Source organism: Achromobacter sp. 10T422 (assembly GCF_056394065.1).
The window spans coordinates 76,270-95,841 of the sequence record NZ_JBFTHD010000006.1 but is presented as its reverse complement, the minus strand read 5'-3'; the positions used below and the strand labels follow the sequence as shown (position 1 = coordinate 95,841).

Here is a 19,572-nt window from a genome sequence, read left to right as displayed (position 1 = left end):
AAGTCTCCAAATTTATCAAGGGGTGCTTGCGCCGCACTCTCCGCGCGGCAACATCACCGTGAATATGACCAGGCCGTCGCGGCACGCTACCGAGATCTCGCCTTCATGGTCGCGCACGACCTGGTCAGCAATGTACAGGCCCAGCCCCAAGCCATTGCGATTGCGCGAATGGCCCAGCGATTCGGGCTTGAAAGGCGAAAACAAGTGCGTCAGCACGTCTTCTGCAATGGGCGCGCCATGGTTGATGACGCGCAATTCAATATCGTCATCCACCTGATGCGCCTGAACCACGATGGGCTGGCGCGGGGCGCCGTGTTGGCGCGCGTTGCTCATCAGGTTGGTGATGACCTGGGCGATGCGGTCGGTGTCGGCCATCAGCTCCAGGCCAGGATCAACGTCCGGTTCGATCAGCAGGCCGGGATAGGCCTGACGCTTTTCGGCGATCAGCCCATTCATCAGTTCAGTCAGATTGCACAGCCGCTTCTGGATGCCCAGCCCCATGCCGCCTTGCAGCCGCGACAGGTCCAGCACCTGCGAGATCAGGCGTTGCATGCGGCCGCTGGAATAGCGGATGCGCTCGCCCATGCGGGCGCCGGAATCCGTCTTCGACAACAGCGTGGCCGCCATGGAAATGGATTGCAGCGGGTCGCGCAAGTCATGGCCCAGCATGGCCAGCAGCGCGGTGCGGGCGCGGTCGACATCAGCGGCGCGGCTGGTCGCAATATGGGATAGCTCGTCGCGCAGGTTGTCAGCCGCTTCCAGTTCCGTCGCCAGCCACGGCGTGCTCGTGCCACGCACCACTTCGCGCCACGCTTCGAATGAACCACGCGGCGTCAGGCGCGGGCCCTGGCTGCCCACGGCATATTGCTTTTCGGGTTTGCCGCCCCACACCAGCGTTTCGATCTGCTCTTTGCGCAGCCAGATCAGCCAGCCGTTGTTCATCGGGTCGAACTTGCAGGCAAGCAGGCCCGCATACGGCACAAGGTCCGTTTGCAGGCCAGGGTAGTCGCGCGCGATGTTGTCGGTGTGCACCAGGCGCTGGCCGCTTTGATCCAGCGCGCACAGAATGCCGACGAGTTCGCCGCGCGGGGCGATGCCGCCAAACACCGTGACGCTATTGCCCCACAAGCACAGTGCCGCGTCGTTCGAAACCAGCGAGGCCGGCGTTTCCGCGCCGCCTGACAAGGCCAGATGCAGGTTTTCCGAGGCGGATGCGCGTTCGGTCAGTTCGCTGACCAGCTCGGCATTGCGCCGCGATTGCTCTGCGCGCGCGGCGCCTTCGATGTTGGCCAGCGCGGCGGACAGCACTTGCGCCAGCGCTTCGCAAGCCAGTCGCGCGGGGTAGGGGAGGGGGTGCGGTGAATGGTGGTGGCAGGCGATCATGCCCCAGAGCCGGCCGCCGATCACGATCGACAGGCTCATCGACGCCTCTACGCCCATGTTGGCCATGTACTCCAGGTGAATCGGCGACACGCTGCGTAGTGATGAAAAGCTCATGTCCAGCGGCTTCGGGTCTGCGCACGGCGCACCCAGCACGCGCACGGGCGTGTAGCGCGCATCCGCAATCTGACGCAGCGTGTTGACGGTGTACAAGCGGCGCGCCTGGGCCGGAATGTCGCCCGCAGGGTAGCGCCTGCCCACCCAGTCATCCAACGATTCGTGGTGCCGCTCCGTGACGATTTCGCCGCTGTCGTCGGGGTGAAATCGGTAGGCCATGACGCGGTCAAAACCGGTCGCGCGATGCACTTCGCGCACCGCGCTGTCGAGCAGCCCGGCTACATCAGGCTGCCGGCGCACCCGTTCTATGCTGCGATAAATGTGAGCGGGGTCGGCCACGCCCACATCGTCGGGGCGGCGTTCCAGTTCAATGACGGTCAGGCCGTCCACGTTTCGATGGCCAATCACGTCGAACGTGGCATCGTTGAGCACGATGGTCAGCGGGTCGAAAATCGGGTCTGCATTGCCCAGCCAGACCGACAGATAATGCGTCAGGCTGGGCGGCAGCGCGCCGGGTGTGCAGGCTTGCCCCAGCGTGAGCGGCGCGCCCAGCAAGTCAGGCGCATTTTCGCTGGCGAATTGCAGCATTCCCTCCGCATCAAACGCCAGCAGCGCGCCCAACGGCTGGATGGCGCCCGGTACATGTATCGGTTCGCTATCGCAGTTGGCGAGCGTGACTGGCGGATGGGATTGGGGAGGCGCATTCATTCTGGGCGGGGGGTCCTGGGCGCGCAATATGCTGTCATTATGTCAAAGAAATTGTACGAATGTGTGCATCTGCAGCGCAGTCATCTATATGGAGATTTCATGGCTCGTCTACCCTACGCCGATCTGACTCATCCCGAAGCACGGCCCCTTGTGGACCGCATCGTCGCCGAGCGCGGCAGTGTGCTGCACCTGTACCAAATGCTGCTGCACAGCCCCGCCGTGGCGGGTGGCTGGCTGAACTATCTGACCTCAATCCGGCAGCTCAGCACCTTGCCGGGTGACCTGCGGGAACTCGTCATCATGCGGGTGGCGGCCATTAACGGCGCGCCCTACGAAGCCGACCAGCACGCGCCGATTGCCCTGAAAGAAGGCGTCACGCAGGCGCAACTGGATGCACTGGATACCTGGGAAAGCTCAAGCCTGTTCAGCGAACGCGAAAAGGCGGTGCTGGCTTACACCGACGCCATGACGCGCCACGTTCAAGTGCCGGAACCGGTCTTTCAAGCTGCGCGCGCCGCAATGGGTTCGGAAAAATTAATCGTTGAACTGACTGCGACGGTGGCCGCCTACAACATGGTGTCGCGCTTCCTGGAAGCATTGCAGGTGCATTCGCACGATCACCGGTAAACCTGCCGCCACCTCATCAGCAAGCGCCGTGCCCAAACGTCGGGGCGCGCTGATGGGGTGGCAGATGCGGCGCGATTACCCGCGTTGCGCCTCGATCAGCGCATCCAGCTTGACGGCGTCCGCCACGAACAGGCGGATGCCTTCCGACAGCTTTTCGGAGGCCATCGCGTCGTCATTGAGCAAGGTGCGGAAGGTGATTTCATCCGCGCCGATGCGGGCGATGGCTTCACCGGTGTCGTCAGCGCGCAATTGCGCCGGCGCGTCGCCTTCGGTGGTGGACAACTGCTTCAGAAGATCGGGGCTGATCGTCAGCAGGTCGCAGCCCGACAGCGCCAGAATCTGGCCGGCATTGCGGAAGCTGGCGCCCATGATTTCGGTAGGAATTCCGTGCTGCTTGTAATAACGGTAAATGCGCGTTACGGACAGCACGCCCGGGTCGCGTGCGCCTGCGTTGTCGGCTTCGACCCAGGCGGCGCCGGCGGACTTCTTGTACCAGTCGTAGATGCGGCCGACAAAGGGCGAAATCAGCTGCACCTTGGCATCGGCGCAAGCCACGGCCTGCGGCAGCGAAAACAGCAGCGTCAGGTTGCAGCGCACGCCTTCGGCTTGCAGCACGCGGGCGGCCTGGATGCCTTCCCACGTAGACGCGATCTTGATCAGCACGCGCTCGCGCGGCACGCCGGCGGCTTCATACAGGGCGATCAGGCCGCGGGCGCGTTCGATGGTGGCGCGGGTGTCGAACGACAGGCGGGCGTCGACTTCCGTCGACACGCGTCCCGGCACAATATTCAAAATGGCCCGGCCAAACGACACCAGCAGGCGGTCAACGAGTTCGGGCGTGGAGGCGCCGCCGTGATCGCGGGCGGTTTTTTCCAGCAGCGGGCGGTACGCATCCTGCTGCACGGCTTTCAGAATCAGGGACGGATTAGTGGTGGCGTCGGTGGGACGCAGCGCCTTCATCGCTTCAAAATCCCCGGTGTCGGCGACAACGGTGGTGTGATTGCGCAGGGCGTCAAGTTGGCTGGACATGGACAGTTACGGCTCACAACGGCAAGGGTTGAAGGTGCTGTAAGCGTATCACTGCCGCTGCTTGCCCGCCGCCGCCCACAAGCAGGAGGCCGCGTGCCTGCGCTGAAACGGGGGGAATCGCCCGTTCGGGCCTTATTTGGCGCGGTTCGCCGGGAAAGCCGGCCGGTCGAGGTATAATCCGAAGGTTTGATTATCGATTCTAAAACCGGGGTTTACTGTGCTGCCGCAACTTTTTCCCGAGGGGATCAACCGCTTCCCTCCTGCAATTCTGGCTCTGGCGGACGGTACCATTTTTCGAGGCGTGTCGATCGGTGCGCCTGGCCATACCGTTGCCGAAGTGGTGTTCAACACCGCGATGACCGGGTACCAGGAAATTCTCACCGATCCCAGCTATAGCGGACAGATCGTCACGCTGACGTATCCGCATATTGGCAACACCGGCGTCAACGCCGAAGACGTGGAAGCCAATCGCGTCTATGCCGCCGGACTTGTGGTCCGCGACTGTCCCGCCCGCGTGTCGAACTTCCGTTCCACGCAATCCCTGCCCGACTATCTGGCCGCGCAGGGCATCGTCGCCATTTCTGGCATCGACACCCGCAAGCTCACGCGCATCCTGCGTGAAAAAGGCGCCCAAGGCGGCTGCATCTTCGTCGGCACCGACGCAGAACGCGCGGTTGAACTGGCTCAAGGCTTTGCCGGCATGGCCGGCCAGGATCTGGCCAAGGTTGTCTCGGTCAAGAGCAGCTCTGAATGGACCGAAGGCACCTGGCAACTGGGCGAAGGCTTTTCCAAGCCTGACCAGTCCAAGTTCCACGTCGTCGCTTACGACTTCGGCATCAAGACCAACATCCTGCGCCTCTTGGCTGACCGCGGTTGCCGCCTGACCTTGGTGCCGGCGCAAACCAGCGCTGAAGACGTCCTGAAGCTCAATCCCGACGGCGTGTTCCTGTCCAACGGCCCCGGCGACCCCGAGCCTTGCGACTACGCCATCGACGCCACGCGCGTGTTCCTGGACAAGAAGCTGCCGGTATTCGGCATCTGCCTGGGCCACCAGATCATGGGCCTGGCCGTGGGCGGCAAGACGCTCAAGATGAAGACCGGCCACCATGGCGCGAACCACCCTGTGCAGGACCTCCAGTCCAAGCGCGTGTTCATCACGAGCCAGAACCATGGCTTCGCGGTTGACGCGGCCAGCCTGCCGGCCAATGCGCGCGTGACGCACGTGTCGCTGTTCGACGGCACCTTGCAGGGCTTCGAGCTCACCGACCGCCCGGCCTTCTGCTTCCAGGGTCACCCCGAAGCCAGCCCGGGTCCGCACGACATCCTTGAACTGTTCGACAAGTTCATCGCCCTGATGTCCGGCCAAAAGTAAAGATTGCATCATGCCCAAGCGTACAGACCTAAAAAGTATTCTCATCATCGGCGCCGGCCCCATCATCATCGGGCAGGCTTGCGAATTCGACTATTCCGGCGCACAGGCGTGCAAGGCGCTCAAGGCTGAGGGTTACCGCACCATCCTGGTGAACAGCAACCCGGCCACGATCATGACGGACCCGGAAACGGCCGACGTCACCTACATCGAGCCCATCACCTGGCAAGCCGTTGAAAAGATCATCGAGCGCGAAAAGCCCGATGCGCTGCTGCCGACCATGGGCGGCCAGACCGCGCTGAACTGCGCACTGGACCTGGCCCACCACGGCGTGCTGAAAAAGCACAACGTGGAACTGATCGGCGCCAACGAGCACGCCATCGAAAAGGCCGAAGACCGCCAGAAGTTCAAGCAGGCCATGACCGACATCGGCCTGGAATCGGCCAAGTCGGGCGTTGCCCACAGCATGGACGAAGCCTGGGAAGTGCAGCGCCGCATCGCTTCCGAAGTCGGCACCTCGGGTTTCCCGGCCGTCATTCGCCCCAGCTTCACCATGGGTGGCTCGGGCGGTGGTATCGCCTACAACGCCGAAGAGTTCGAAACCATCTGCCGCCGCGGTCTGGAAGCTTCGCCGACCAGCGAACTGCTGATCGAAGAGTCGCTGCTGGGCTGGAAGGAATTCGAGATGGAAGTGGTCCGCGACAAGGCGGACAACTGCATCATCGTCTGCTCGATCGAAAACCTGGACCCGATGGGCGTGCACACGGGTGACTCCATCACCGTGGCGCCGGCTCAGACGCTGACCGACAAGGAATACCAGATCATGCGTAACGCATCGATCGCGGTGTTGCGCGAGATCGGTGTGGATACGGGTGGTTCGAACGTCCAGTTCGCGGTCAACCCGCGTGACGGCCGCATGATCGTCATCGAGATGAACCCGCGCGTGTCGCGTTCGTCGGCGCTGGCATCCAAGGCCACCGGCTTCCCCATCGCCAAGGTCGCCGCGCGCCTGGCCGTGGGCTATACGCTGGACGAGCTCAAGAACGAAATCACCGGCGGCGCCACGCCCGCCTCGTTCGAACCGTCGATCGACTACGTCGTCACCAAGGTGCCGCGTTTCGCATTCGAAAAATTCCCCACCGCCGACGCGCGCCTGACCACCCAGATGAAGTCCGTGGGTGAAGTCATGGCCATCGGCCGCACCTTCCAGGAATCGTTCCAGAAGGCGCTGCGTGGTCTGGAAGTGGGCGTCGACGGCCTGAACCAGAAAACCACCGACCGCGAAAAGCTGCAAGTCGAACTGGGCGAGCCCGGTCCGGAACGCATCTGGTACGTGGGCGATGCCTTTGCGCAAGGCTTCACGCTGGACGAAGTGCACAACATCACGCACATCGACCCGTGGTTCCTGTCGCAGATCAAGGAAATCGTCGACATCGAACTGGCGCTGGAACAAAAGACGCTGGCCGATCTGGACTACGCCACCCTGTGGGAACTGAAGCGCCGCGGTTTCTCCGACCGCCGCCTGGCGTTCCTGCTGGACTCGGCTGAATCCGAAGTCCGCAAGCTGCGTCACCAGCTGAACGTGCGCCCGGTCTACAAGCGCGTGGACACCTGCGCCGCCGAATTCGCCACCCGCACCGCCTACATGTACTCCACGTACGAGGAAGAGTGCGAAGCCGCCCCCACCGATCGCAAGAAGATCGTGGTGCTGGGCGGTGGCCCGAACCGTATCGGCCAGGGCATCGAGTTCGACTACTGCTGCGTGCATGCCGCGCTGGCGCTGCGCGAAGACGGGTACGAGACCATCATGGTCAACTGCAACCCGGAAACCGTGTCCACCGACTACGACACGTCGGATCGCCTGTACTTCGAACCGCTGACCTTGGAAGACGTGCTGGAAATCGTCCACAAGGAAAACCCGGTCGGTATGATCGTCCAATACGGCGGCCAGACCCCGTTGAAGCTGGCGCGTGCGCTGGAAGCCAACGGCGTGCCGATCATCGGCACCAGCCCGGAATCCATCGACGTTGCTGAAGACCGCGAACGCTTCCAGAAGCTGCTGAACAAGCTGGGTCTGCGTCAACCGCCCAACCGCACCGCGCGCACCGAAGGCGAGGCCCTGGCCCACGCCACCGAAATCGGCTACCCGCTGGTCGTTCGCCCCAGCTACGTGCTGGGCGGCCGCGCCATGGAAATCGTGCACGAGCAGCAAGACCTCGAGCGCTACATGCGCGAGGCCGTGAAGGTCAGCAATGACTCGCCCGTGCTGCTGGACCGCTTCCTGAACAACGCCACCGAAGTCGACGTGGACTGCCTGGCCGATGGCGAAACCGTCTTCATCGGCGGCGTCATGGAACACATCGAACAGGCTGGCGTGCACTCGGGCGACTCGGCTTGCAGCCTGCCCCCGTACTCGCTGTCGGCGGAAGTCATCGCCGAGATCAAGCGCCAGACCACGATGATGGCCAAGGCCTTGAACGTCAGCGGCCTGATGAACGTGCAGTTCGCCATCCAGGGCGGCGACGTCTACGTGCTGGAAGTGAACCCGCGCGCGTCGCGTACGGTGCCTTATGTGTCCAAGGCCACCGGCCTGCAACTGGCCAAGATCGCCGCGCGCGCCATGGCCGGCCAGACGCTGGCGGCGCAAGGCATCACGAAGGAAGTCGTGCCGCCTTACTTCTCGGTCAAGGAAGCCGTGTTCCCGTTCGTGAAGTTCCCGGGCGTGGACACCATTCTGGGTCCGGAAATGAAGTCGACCGGTGAAGTGATGGGCGTGGGCATGAGCTTCGGCGAAGCCTTCGTGAAGTCGCAGCTGGCCGCTGGCGTGCGCCTGCCGGATTCCGGCACGGTGTTCATCAGCGTGAAGAACCAGGACAAGCCCCGCGCCGTGGAAGTGGCGCGCGGCCTGCATGCCCTGGGCTTCAAGCTGGTCGCCACGCGTGGCACCGCCGCCGAGATCGAAGCTGCCGGCATCCCCGTGCAAGTGGTGAACAAGGTCACGGAAGGCCGTCCGCACATCGTCGACATGGTGAAGAACGGCGAAATCGCGCTGGTCATCAACACCGTCGAAGAACGTCGCAACGCCATCGTTGACTCGCGCACCATCCGCACGCAGTCGCTGGCCGCTCGCGTCACGTTCTTCACCACCATCGCCGGCGCCCGCGCCGCGGTCGAAGGCATGCAGTATCTGCGCCAGGGTCTGGGCCTTCAGGTCTACCCGTTGCAGGATCTGCACGCATCGCTCAGCGGACAAGGCTAAAGCCATCGCGCCAAGCCCGCGGGCTTGAGGTAGGATGCCGGGGCGGCCCTTGAAAAAGGGTCGCCCTTTTTCCATTCTTGCGTCTCCTCTTCGCCTACGACGATCCATGAACAGAGTCTTCATTACCGGCGCCAGCAGTGGCCTGGGCCGCGCCCTGGCGCAGCAGTACGCCGCATCGGGCGCCACGCTGGGACTCTTGGGCCGGCGCGAAGACGCGCTGCGTGAACTGGCCGACAGCTTGCCCGGTGAGCATCGCTGCTATGCGGTAGACGTGCGCGACCGCGCCGCGCTGCATGCGGCGGCGGCCGATTTCATTGCGTTTTGCCAGGGCAGGGTGGATGTGGTCATCGCCAGCGCCGGCATCAGTGCGGGCACGTTGACCGAGCACGGTGAGGACTACGATGTCTTCAAAGCCATCGTCGATACCAACTTGCTGGCCACCGTGGCTACCTTCGAGCCCTTTGTCGGCGCCATGCGCGCCGCCGGATCAGGCCGTTTGGTAGGCATCGCCAGCGTGGCGGGCGTGCGCGGGCTGCCGGGGGCAGGCGCGTACAGCGCGTCCAAATCGGCGGTGGTGACCTATTGCGAAAGCCTGCGGCTGGAGCTGGCGGCTGACGGTATCCGGGTGGTGACGATTGCGCCCGGCTACATCAAGACCGCGATGACGGCGAAGAACCCGTACTCGATGCCGTTTTTGATGGAAGCGGACGCCTTTGCGCAGCGCGCGCATGCGGCGATTACACTCGGCACGTCGTACAAGGTGATCCCGTGGCAGATGGGTGTGGTGGCCAAGCTGATGCGCCTGCTGCCCAACGCGGTGTACGACAAGCTGGCGCGCGATGCGCCGCGCAAACCGCGTAAAGCCGGGTGAGGGCAGCACGCCCCGCGTGATGAAAGAACACGTCGCGCCAGCGGCGTTAGATCCGGCGATGTGCAAAGCTGCGGCGGGCATGCCCCGCCGCATGTGACCACGCCAGCGTCTTACGGCACCACGTCGTCGCCAACCTCATCTGCGATGTGGCCCACATCACCCCAGTCCAGCACTTCCCATTTGCGGCCTTGGATGCCGACACGGTTGATGCTGACATTCAACAACGCGGCGTCGCGCGGTGCATTCAGCGGCACGCCCGAGGCATGGCGCCAGATGATGTCCAGCACGCCGCCGTGCGTAAACAGCAGGATGCGTTCGCCGTCGTGACGGCTGGCGATGTCGTCCACGGTGGAGACCACGCGCGACTGGAACTGGCCCAGCGTCTCGCCGCCGTCCAGCGGGCGCAGCGGATCGCGGCTTTTCCAGGCGGCGGCAGCTTCCGGCGCCAGCACGTCGATACGTTCGTGATCCAGCCCTTCAAGCACACCAAAACCGCGTTCGCGGATGCCCGGTTCCACACGCACGCGCAGGCCCAGTTGTTCGGATACAGGCACGGCAGTGGCGTGAGCGCGTTGCAGATCGCTGCTGTAGATGGCGTGGATGGGCGTGTGGCGGGCCTCTTCGCGCAGGCGCGCGGCCAGCAGGCTGGCTTGGTTGACGCCAAATTCGTTCAGGGGAATGTCTTTCCAGCCTTGCAGGCGGCGCTGGCGGTTCCAGTCGGTTTCGCCATGGCGGATGAACCAGATTTCAGTCATTGAGTGATGATGCGGAATAGGCTTAAAGCTGGGCCGGCGTGATGGCCGCGCGCGGCTTCCAGATGGTTTGAATGATCGAGCTTAACGCGACCAGCGCGGGCTCGCTAGCGCGCTCATAGGGCAGGATGAAGCCTAGCATGGCGTCAACGCGTGCCTGGCCCCACACAATGAAATCGTTCGACGCGGCACCCGCCAGCGCGGTCTCTTCGCGCAGCAGGGCGCAACCGGCCCCCGCGCGCACCAGCGCATCCAGATTCGCCTGGTCGTCGTGCTGCATCACGATGCGCGGCGACAAACCGTGGCGTTCGAACATGTCTCGCAGCAGCAGGTGCGTGTGGCTGCCAGACGGGCCGTCAAGCCAAGGCAGTTGCGCCACTTCACGCCAGCCGCCGCGCTTGAGCACGGCGGCGTGTTCGCGAGGCATGGCGATGCGGTAACGCACGCTGCGCAAGGGCAGCCACAGCACGCCACGCGGCGGATTGGCTGCGATGGTCAGCGCCGCGGGCAGACGGCCGGTGCTGACCTGTTCGGCCAGCGTGGCGGTGGGCAAGGTCTGCGTTTTCAATTCCACGAGCGGCAGGCGTTGCGTCACGGCCGAAGCCAATTCGCCCAGGCGCAGGAAATCCGGCTTCTCGCTCGGCACGCCGAGTTCCACCACGCCATGCAGGCTGCCCTGCAACTGCTGCGCTTCGGACTTCAACTGTGCGCCCAGCACCAGCAACGATTCGGCCGTGGGCAACAGCACTTCACCCGCCTTGGCCAGCGCCAGGCGTCCGCCACTGCGGTCGAACAACGCGACGCCCAGGCTCTGTTCCAGCGCCTTGATCTGCGCGGTGACAGCGGGCTGAGTCAGCGACAGCGCTTCGGCCGCCTTCGTCAGATTGCCCAGCCGGGCAACCGTGACGAAGGCGCGGATCTGATAGATTTCCATGGCCGCAAGTTTAGGCCGCGAGCAGCCGCACTTGGGTCGGTTCCAGTCCGATTGACACGGGCGCGCCGGGCGGGAAGGGCGACAGCCCCGCCAGATGCGATTGATCCGCCGTCAGCCGCTGCTCGCCAATCAACACCTGATAGCGCGTGAACTCGCCCAGGAACTCGCTGCTTTCCACAATGCCCGGCAGCCACACATAACGCGCATCGCCCAAGCCATCGGCCATTTCGATCTGCACCGTGTGCGGCCGGAAGCTGGCTGCCAGCCGCGTGGCGGCGGGAGCCTCGGCCGTCAGCGGCAAATGCAAGTCGCCCACGCCTTCCACCGCCAGCACGACACTGCCGCTGGTGCGTTCGCGCACATTGCCTTCCAGCACGTTCATCGTGCCCACGAAGTTGGCCACGAAGCGGTTGACCGGATAGTCGAACAAGGTGCTGGGCGCGCCAATCTGCTGCACCACGCCGTGGTCCAGCACCGCCATCCGGTCGGCCGTGGTCATGGCTTCTTCTTGATCATGCGTGACGAAGATGGTGGTGATGCCCAGCCGCCGTTGCAGGCTGAGCAAGTCCTGGCGCATCTGTACGCGCAGCTTCTTGTCCAGGTTCGACAAGGGCTCATCCAGCAACAGCACCTGCGGTTCGATGACGATGGTGCGGGCCAGCGCCACGCGTTGCTGCTGGCCGCCCGACAACTGATTCGGACGGCGCTTGCCGTATTGCGACAGCCCCACCAGTTCCAGCGCGGCTTCCACCTTGGCGCGGATTTCCGCCTTGGGCAGCTTGCGTTCGACCAGACCAAACGCCACGTTGTCCCACACCGTCATGTGCGGCCACAGCGCGTAGTTCTGGAACACCATGCCGATGTTGCGATCCCAGGGCGGGGTGCCGGTGATGTCTTTGCCGTCCACCAGCAACTGCCCCGCGCTATGGCGGTTGAAGCCGGCAATCAGGCGCAGCAGCGTGGACTTGCCGGAGCCCGACGGCCCAAGCAGCGCAAAGAACTCGCCCGGCTCGATATGGATGTTGACGTCCTTCAGCACTTCCGTCTTGCCGTAAGACAAGCGGATGTTGCGGCACTCGACGCTGACTTTCTTCATGCGGATTCCCCTTCAGTGCGTGCCGGACGCTGGCGCGACTGCGCGCGCTCCACCAGCAAGTGCGATACATACGTGCCGATAGCCACCGCGGCCACCGCCAGCACACCCAGCGCGGCGCCGGGCCCCCGGCCCGCCGCGCTTTGCATATACAGATAGATGCCGTAGCTCATGGGCGCCTGGCTGTCTTTCGTGACCAGCATGATGGTGGCCGACAGCTCTACCGCCGCCGTCACGAAGCTGGTCACAAAACCGGCCAGCATGCCGCCCGCCATCAAGGGCACCACCACGCGGCGAATCGTGCTCATGCGCGTGGCGCCAAGTGATTGCGCGGCTTCCTCAAGCGACACGTTGATCTGCTGCAACGACGCCACGCACGACCGCAGCGCGTAAGGCAGGCGCCTGACGGAATACGCAATCATGATGATGATCCACGACGACGTCAGTAGCGTGCCCGTGCCAGGAAGCTCGATCCCCCGGAACGTGCGCAGAAAGCCGATCGCCAGCACGATGCCCGGAATCGCCAGCGCGGCAGACGCCATGAGGTCCAGCCACTGGCGCGCCGGCAGGCGGGTGCGCAGCATCAGGTAGGCAATTGCAGTGCCGAGGATGACGTCCACGCCCGCGGCCAGGCCGCAATAGAGCAGCGTGTTCGCGATCATGCCCTGCGACTCGGAGAACACGGCCGAGTAATGCGCCAGCGTGTAGCCGTCAGGCAGCGGCGCAAAGCTCCAGACGCTGGCCAGGGATAGCAGCAGCACGCCCATGTGCGGCGACAGCACCAGCAGCAGCACCAGGATGATCCAGCCATAGGCCAGCACGCTTTCCATCGGCCCCAGCTTGCGCTTCTGGATGGAATTGCCACCCTTTTGCAGCGTGGAGTAGTCGCGGCCCTTGAGCACGCGCGCCGACAGCCACAACGCCAGAATCGAGAACGCAATCATGATCACGCTGATCACATAGCCCAGCGGATCTTCCAGCCCCACCTGCGTGATGCGCAAGTACGCTTGCGGCGCCAGCATGTTGGTGGTGCCCAGCACAAGCGGGGTGCCCAGGTCGTCAAACACCTTGACGAACACCAGCGATGCGCCCGCCACATAGCCCGGCAGCGCCAGCGGAAAGATCACGCGGCGAAACAGCCGGAAGCCGCGCGAACCCAGGTTGAACGCGGCTTCTTCCATGGCGCCGTCGATATTGCGCAGCGCCACGACCAGGTTCATCAGGATGAACGGGAAGTAGTGCAGCGCTTCCACAAAGATGACGCCGTTCAGGCCTTCCATGAAGGGAATCGTGAAGCCGAACCAGTCGTTCAGCAGCAGGTTGACGCTGCCCGACCGTCCGAAGATCAGCTGCATCGCCACCGCGCCCACAAACGGCGGCATGATGAGCGGCAGCACGCCCAGCGTCTGGATGATCAGTGCGCCGCGAAAGTCGAAGCGTACGGTGAAATACGCCAGCGGCACGGCGATCAACGACGCCAGCAGCGCCGACCACCCCGCCACATACAGGCTGTTGAAAAACGCTTCCTGCATCAGCGGCTGGTTGAAGAACGCGCCGAAGTGGCCCATCGTGAAACTGCCGTCGGCGTTCACGAAGGCGCTGTAGAAGACCGTGCCTACGGGCACGGCCAGGAAAAGCAGCAGAAAGCCGAACACCAGCAGCGCCACCATGACGGGGCCGGCGGGCAGGCGTGAGTGGCCCGAAGAATTCATCGAGATTCCCGAAATCGTTGCCAGGGGAGGGCGGCGGCGGGCGGGCTGAAGTGTCCGTCCGCCGTCGCGCCGGTCGCGGAGTAGCGGCTTAGAGTGCCGCGGCCTGCTTGGCCAGCTTCACGGCTTCTTCGTAGTTCGCCTTGGACTTGCCATTCCATTCGCCTTCCAGTTGCGTGATCTGCTGGTTGACGGCGGCGTCCTTCTTGTTGCCGGCGAAGATCGCCAGGAACGCCGGGTCGGCGGCCTGCTTGCCATCGACCAGCGGCGCCCACGCGAGCTTGCGCGCCTGGGCCAGCAGCTCGGCGGCTTTGCCGCTCTTGGCCTTGTCGCCCAGCTTGGCTTCGGCGTCGTAGATGGCCTTGGTGGCGGCCTGCAATTCCTTCAGGCGGAAGGTGACTGTTTGGTCATACAGCGATTGCACGACGTAGTAGCGCGTCTGCGACAGGTCGGCATTGAACTGGACCTTGCTGCGGCGGGCGATCTCGGCCGGGTCCGGGTAGCCCGGCGGAATCTTGCCGGCAAGCGCCGTGTACGGCAGCACCGGCAGACGCGAGATCTTCGGTTCCAGCAGCAATTCCTGGCCCGCCTGGCTCAACGTGAAGGCGATGAACTTCTTGCCTTCTTCCGTGTTCTTGGCGCCCTCGATCAACGCGATGTTGGCCGGCACGATGGCGGTTTCGGACGGGTAGACGAATTCCACCGGGAACTTGGAGTACTTGCTGGACAGGCCGAAGAAGTCGATGACGGGGCCCGCGCCGAACTGGCCGTTGTTGACACCGTCCGGTACGCCGAACGAACGCTCGGTCACGGCGCTGCTGTTGCCCGACATGCGCAGCAACGTGTTCCAGCCGTCATCCCAGCCTTCGCCTTGCAGAATGGTTTCCACCGTCAGGTGCATCGTGCCCGAGCGCGACGGAGACGTAATGCCCACGTGGCCAAACCATTTCGGCGACAGCAGGTCTTTCCATTCCACGGGCGCGGGAATCTTGTGCGCTGCGATATAGCGCGTGTTGTAGACAATGCCGTAGCCGGCCAGCGCCTGGCCCAGGTACATGCCCGAGGGGTCATTGATGGGGTAGTTGCCGATCTTGTCCGGCACATCTTTATTCGCCACGTCGGACGACTTGGCCAGCAGCTTGTCGCGGCCCAGCACTTCGAAGGCGTCAGGGGCGCTGGCCCAGAACACTTCGGGACGTTGGCCGGCGGGCGTTTCGCGCACGTAGGCAATGCCCGACACGGTGTTCTTGTTCAGAATTTCCAGCGTGATGCCGGGATTGGCCTTCTCGAAGGCGCTCTTGTAGGCCTGGGTCAGGTCCTTGGGGAACGACGTGATGACCGTGACGGTGCCGGCCAGGGCAGGGGCCGAGCAGACGGCCAGCAGCGCTCCTGCAAGTGCTGTGCGCATTGCATGCATGGTTTGTCTCCGTAGTTTTAATTTGTTCGGAGACAGTAATGTCTGGTCTGCTACGCGTCCAATCAGAAATTTTGATGCGCATCATCATCGGGGGCGCCCGATGCTCAGGCGCCGGTGCCGATGCCCGGATGCGCGCGCACGCGCCGATGCTGGCGCCCGCTCTCGGGGCGCCCGCGTCATCGCGCTGGCCTCAGGCCGTCGCCTAGGCGCCGTTGCGTTGTGCGTCGCGCGCCTGCTGCGCCAACACCTGGGAAATCTGGTTCTGGATCTGCACGGCTTGGGTATTAAGCGCCAGCATCTGCTGCGCCTTCATTTCGTCCGACATGCCGCTGGCCTTGACTCTGGCGATCTGGTCCATGATCTGCTTGAGCTGTTTTTGCAAGGCCTTGATCTGACGGGTGTATGCGTCGTCGTTGTCGGTTTCCTCGGTGGCCTTCGCGGTATTCACCTTCGAGGCGCCCGGCGTGTTGACGCGGATCGAGCCTTCGGCGCTGACCGAGACCGCTTCGCCGCCGGCGGCCGACTTGGCTTCTTTGTTGGCCTGAATTCGTTCGGCCCACAGGTCGGCCATCGAGTTGATTCGGGAAACGCCGCTGATGGGATTGGTCGCCATGATGGCTCCGTTCGGTTATTGATCTTGGGGCTTTCCCTAGCTACGGCATTTTCGTTGCGAACTTAAGCATTGCCCCGTTTTCGTGGCCCCCTTTACACTGGCGCCCGCTCACCCCAACACCTTCTTTGGGATTCCCATGTCCAATTCCTATTTCCCGCGTTGGCGCCTGGCGGACGACGCCGAACCTGGCGTCATCATCGCGCCCGATGAACGGCTGTCCTGGCCCAAGAACGTCGCCATGGGCGCGCAGCACGTGGTTGCGATGTTCGGCTCGACCGTGCTGGCGCCCCTGCTGATGGGCTTTGACCCCAACGTCGCCATCCTGATGTCGGGGATCGGCACGCTGATCTTCTTCCTGTTCGTGGGTGGCCGCGTGCCCAGCTATCTGGGCTCCAGCTTTGCCTTCATCGGCGGCGTCATTGCCGTGACGGGGTACGCCGGGGGCGGGGCCAACGCGAACATCGGGGTGGCGCTAGGCGCCATCATCGCCTGCGGCCTGGTCTATACGCTGATCGGCGTCATCGTCTGGATCGTGAATGCGCGCGCGGGCGGCGGGGCCAACTGGATCGATACGCTGATGCCGCCCGTGGTGACGGGCGCGGTCGTCGCCGTGATCGGGCTGAACCTGGCGCCGATTGCGGCCAAGGGCGCCATGGGGGCATCGGGCTTCGATACCTTCATGGCGCTGGTCACCATCGTCTGCGTGGGCGGCATCGCCGTCTATACGAAGGGCATGGTCCAGCGGCTGTTGATCCTGGTCGGCCTGATCCTGGCCTGCGTGATCTACGCCGTGCTGGCTAACGGCATGGGGCTGGGCAAGCCGATCGACTTCTCCGGCGTGGCGGCGGCCGCCTGGATCGGGCTGCCGCATTTCGCGGCGCCTGTCTTCAAGGCGGAAGCCATGGGCCTGATCGTGCCGGTTGCGATCATCCTGGTCGCGGAAAACCTGGGCCACGTGAAGGCAGTCAGCGCCATGACCGGGCAGGACCTGGACCGTTATCTCGGCCGCGCCTTCGTCGGCGACGGCGTGGCAACGATGGTCTCGGGCGCGGTGGGCGGCACGGGCGTCACGACCTACGCCGAGAACATCGGCGTGATGGCGGTTACCCGCATTTATTCCACGCTGGTCTTCGTGGTGGCCGCGCTGATCGCCATCGTGCTGGGCTTCTCGCCCAAGTTCGGCGCGCTGATCCAGACGATTCCGGGTCCGGTCCTGGGCGGGATGTCAGTCGTGGTGTTCGGCCTGATCGCGATCGCCGGCGCCCGCATCTGGGTGGTCAACCAGGTGGACTTCAGCGACAACCGCAACCTGATCGTGGCCGCCGTGACCCTGGTGCTGGGCGCGGGCGACTTCACGATCAAGCTGGGCGATTTCATGCTGGGCGGCATCGGTACCGCCACCTTCGGCGCCATCATCCTGTACGCCTTGCTGCGCCGCCGGGCGCCGGCAGTCGTCTGATCTGACAAGCCTGCGCAAGGTCTTGCGGCCCGCGCAGGCTGGCGCCCAATCAAGACCGCGACAAGCGCGCCGAGGGCTTGGCGTGGGCAAGCGGGGATGCCACTACCGGCGTGGCGTCAATCACTTGCCCCGACTGTGTCTTGAATACGGCAGTCGCCTCGGACAAGCGGCGCGCCTGCTCCTCCATCGCGGAGGCGGCGGCTGACGCCTCTTCCACCAACGCCGCGTTCTGCTGCGTTACCTCATCCATTTGCGAGACCGCCAGGCTGACCTGATCGATGCCGCTGGCCTGTTGGGCCGAGGCGGCCGAGATCTCGCCCATGATGTCCGTCACCCGCTGCACGGACGCCACGATTTCCTGCATGGTCTGGCCCGCGGCCGCTACCTGGGCCGAGCCGGCCTGCACCGTATCTACCGAGGCTTCAATCAGGGTCTTGATCTCTTTGGCGGCCTGCGCGGCGCGCTGCGCCAGGTTGCGCACTTCACCCGCTACCACGGCGAAGCCCTTGCCCTGTTCCCCCGCGCGCGCGGCTTCCACGGCGGCGTTCAACGCCAGGATGTTGGTCTGGAAGGCGATGCCATCAATCACCGAGACGATGTCGGCGATTTTGCGTGAGCTGTCCGAAATGCCCTGCATGGTCGACACGACCTGGCCCACGTTGTGCCCGCCGCGCTGCGCGACGTCCATGCTGATGGCGGCCATCTGATTCGCTTGCGCGGCGTTTTCGGCGTTCTGCTTGACGGTGGCGGCCAGCTCTTCCATCGTGGCGGCGGTTTCTTCCAGGGCGGCGGCCTGCTGCTCGGTGCGGGTGGACAGGTTGGCGTTGCCTGCGGCGATTTCCGCCGCGCCCACGTTGATCTCTTCTACCCCCTGGCGCACGGTGGTCACCGTGCGGGTCAGGCCTTCCTGCATCCGCTTGAGTGACGCAAACAGCGCGCCGATCTCATTGTTGGAGCGGCTGTCGACCCGTTGGGTCAGGTCGCCTGCGGCGATACGGTCAAAGTGCCGGCCCGCCTCTTGCAAGGGCAGCAGCACGCCGCGCCGGATGAAGGTCCAGCACAGGGCGGTCAACAACAGGGCGGCGGTCAGCAGGGCGATGGATGAAATTCGTGCATTCGAATAAGTGGCTTGTGAACTGGCCAGCACGCCGTCGCTGCGCTCCTGCACGCGGGCCAGGAACGTCTTCATGTCACGCACGAAGTTCACATCGGCCTGGCGCGTCCGGCCCACATCCTGCTGGTACTTGGCCGCGGAACGTTCCTTGATGGCGGCGCTTAGCGTGTCCAGCAGCGCGGCGTATTCCGTGAAGCGGCCTTGCAGCGTCAGCGCCAGCGCCTGGCCGCGTTCGCTCTTGGGCACCTCCATGTAGCGGGTGAATCGTTCACGCGCCTGCGCCAGTTCGGCGGCGGCTTCCTGCTCGGCCGTGCGGGTCTGCTCGGCGTTGCTGGCCAGCATGCCCGCCAGCGCGTCGTCCAGCGCCAGCCGAGTGCGCAGCAAGGCGCCATTGGCCTCATACAGCGGGTCAACCTGGTGAACGGCCACCGTGTTCAGATCTTCGATTTCGCGGACGCTGTGCCCCGCATTCAGCCAGCTCAATCCGCAAGCCAGTCCCAGCGCAACGACGAAGCAGGCCAGCACCAGCAGCATGCCTGTACGGACTTTCATTTTTTCCAGCATGAGAGCTCCTCAGTCTAGAACGCGGCTCTGCACGCGGTGACAGGGCAGCCCGTCACGCGGCGCGCAGCGACGAACGTCGGACCGGATGGCAGCGATGCGTTCGTCTGAACATGCACATCACGCACAATCGATATCGCGGCGGCTTCTGCCGCGATGCCCGCACTTGAAATAAGGAGATACGCCGGGGACTACAGGCTGGTATCTAATTGTTATTAATCCTGCTTGTTTTCGGTTATACCGTTTTTGTTGATTTTCCTGCTCCCAAAATTTTTAAATTTCGCCATCAAGGGCTAAAAACTATCCTTAAGTATCTTTTGCGCAACGTGTGCAGGGGCGGTTGGGTCGCCATCGCCCGCAAACTTAAGGATTGTTGAGGAAATGGCCGGTTTTAGCGGGTTACAGCGGTGAATTGCGCCGAAAACCGCGTTTTTTCCAGCGGCTTGCAATTCCGGTGGACTTTGCCCACAATATGACTTTGATTGCCCCGGTTCCGACCCGAGCCGGGGTTTTGTTTTGGTCGTCCGCGCCGCTCGTCTCGCTTTAAAAAAGCCCCAGAC

14 protein-coding genes are annotated in these 19,572 nt (G+C 63.9%); 5 read left to right on the top strand and 9 right to left on the bottom strand.

Annotated elements, in window-relative coordinates:
* Positions 1-15 precede the first annotated feature (15 nt).
* Entirely contained in the window at positions 16-2,205 is a 2,190-nt protein-coding gene (locus AC1DB0_RS16870) for an ATP-binding protein (RefSeq protein WP_476758026.1), read from the bottom strand.
* Positions 2,206-2,304: 99 nt separating this feature from the next.
* Here AC1DB0_RS16870 and AC1DB0_RS16865 point away from each other — a divergent pair, with 99 nt between their 5' ends.
* Complete coding sequence (locus AC1DB0_RS16865) at positions 2,305-2,832, top strand: carboxymuconolactone decarboxylase family protein (RefSeq protein ID WP_175171473.1); 528 nt, start codon at positions 2,305-2,307, stop codon at positions 2,830-2,832.
* 75 nt (positions 2,833-2,907) lie between these two features.
* Here the strand turns inward: AC1DB0_RS16865 and tal are convergent, their stop codons facing one another.
* A complete protein-coding gene (tal, locus tag AC1DB0_RS16860) occupies positions 2,908-3,861 on the bottom strand; it encodes a transaldolase (protein WP_054427954.1) in 954 nt (317 codons plus the stop codon).
* Between the two features lie 217 nt (positions 3,862-4,078).
* Here tal and carA point away from each other — a divergent pair, with 217 nt between their 5' ends.
* From carA to AC1DB0_RS16845, 3 genes are all read left to right on the top strand, one after another.
* Positions 4,079-5,233: a glutamine-hydrolyzing carbamoyl-phosphate synthase small subunit gene (gene carA, locus AC1DB0_RS16855; RefSeq protein ID WP_054427953.1), complete on the top strand. Its 1,155-nt coding sequence runs from the start codon at positions 4,079-4,081 to the stop codon at positions 5,231-5,233.
* A 10-nt stretch (positions 5,234-5,243) separates the two neighbouring features.
* Positions 5,244-8,489, top strand: coding sequence for a carbamoyl-phosphate synthase large subunit (carB, locus tag AC1DB0_RS16850; RefSeq protein ID WP_054427952.1), 3,246 nt, complete (start codon positions 5,244-5,246; stop codon positions 8,487-8,489).
* Between the two features lie 106 nt (positions 8,490-8,595).
* Positions 8,596-9,360 (top strand): SDR family oxidoreductase, encoded by a 765-nt coding sequence (locus AC1DB0_RS16845; protein WP_476758028.1) that lies wholly within the window; start codon positions 8,596-8,598, stop codon positions 9,358-9,360.
* Positions 9,361-9,470: 110 nt separating this feature from the next.
* Here AC1DB0_RS16845 and AC1DB0_RS16840 read toward each other — a convergent pair whose 3' ends face one another.
* The 6 genes from AC1DB0_RS16840 to AC1DB0_RS16815 all read right to left on the bottom strand — a co-directional run bounded on the left by AC1DB0_RS16840 (position 9,471) and on the right by AC1DB0_RS16815 (position 15,878).
* Positions 9,471-10,115 (bottom strand): histidine phosphatase family protein, encoded by a 645-nt coding sequence (locus AC1DB0_RS16840; RefSeq protein WP_054427950.1) that lies wholly within the window; start codon positions 10,113-10,115, stop codon positions 9,471-9,473.
* Between the two features lie 22 nt (positions 10,116-10,137).
* Positions 10,138-11,046 (bottom strand): LysR family transcriptional regulator, encoded by a 909-nt coding sequence (locus tag AC1DB0_RS16835; RefSeq protein ID WP_054427949.1) that lies wholly within the window; start codon positions 11,044-11,046, stop codon positions 10,138-10,140.
* A 10-nt stretch (positions 11,047-11,056) separates the two neighbouring features.
* A complete protein-coding gene (locus AC1DB0_RS16830; protein WP_054427948.1) occupies positions 11,057-12,142 on the bottom strand; it encodes an ABC transporter ATP-binding protein in 1,086 nt (361 codons plus the stop codon).
* On the bottom strand, positions 12,139-13,851 hold the full coding sequence (locus tag AC1DB0_RS16825) for an ABC transporter permease (protein ID WP_346553389.1): 1,713 nt from the start codon (positions 13,849-13,851) through the stop codon (positions 12,139-12,141). Before AC1DB0_RS16825 ends, AC1DB0_RS16830 begins: the two co-directional genes overlap by 4 nt.
* A gap of 88 nt (positions 13,852-13,939) precedes the next feature.
* Positions 13,940-15,265: an ABC transporter substrate-binding protein gene (locus AC1DB0_RS16820; protein ID WP_054427946.1), complete on the bottom strand. Its 1,326-nt coding sequence runs from the start codon at positions 15,263-15,265 to the stop codon at positions 13,940-13,942.
* A 202-nt stretch (positions 15,266-15,467) separates the two neighbouring features.
* Positions 15,468-15,878, bottom strand: coding sequence for a FlxA-like family protein (locus AC1DB0_RS16815; RefSeq protein ID WP_346553390.1), 411 nt, complete (start codon positions 15,876-15,878; stop codon positions 15,468-15,470).
* A gap of 136 nt (positions 15,879-16,014) precedes the next feature.
* On the opposite strand from AC1DB0_RS16815, the gene AC1DB0_RS16810 reads away from it, so the two are divergent.
* Entirely contained in the window at positions 16,015-17,337 is a 1,323-nt protein-coding gene (locus tag AC1DB0_RS16810; protein ID WP_054427944.1) for a solute carrier family 23 protein, read from the top strand.
* Positions 17,338-17,386: 49 nt separating this feature from the next.
* On the opposite strand, the gene AC1DB0_RS16805 is transcribed toward AC1DB0_RS16810, so the two are convergent.
* Positions 17,387-19,015, bottom strand: coding sequence for a methyl-accepting chemotaxis protein (locus AC1DB0_RS16805; protein ID WP_054427943.1), 1,629 nt, complete (start codon positions 19,013-19,015; stop codon positions 17,387-17,389).
* Between the last annotated feature and the right edge of the window lie 557 nt (positions 19,016-19,572).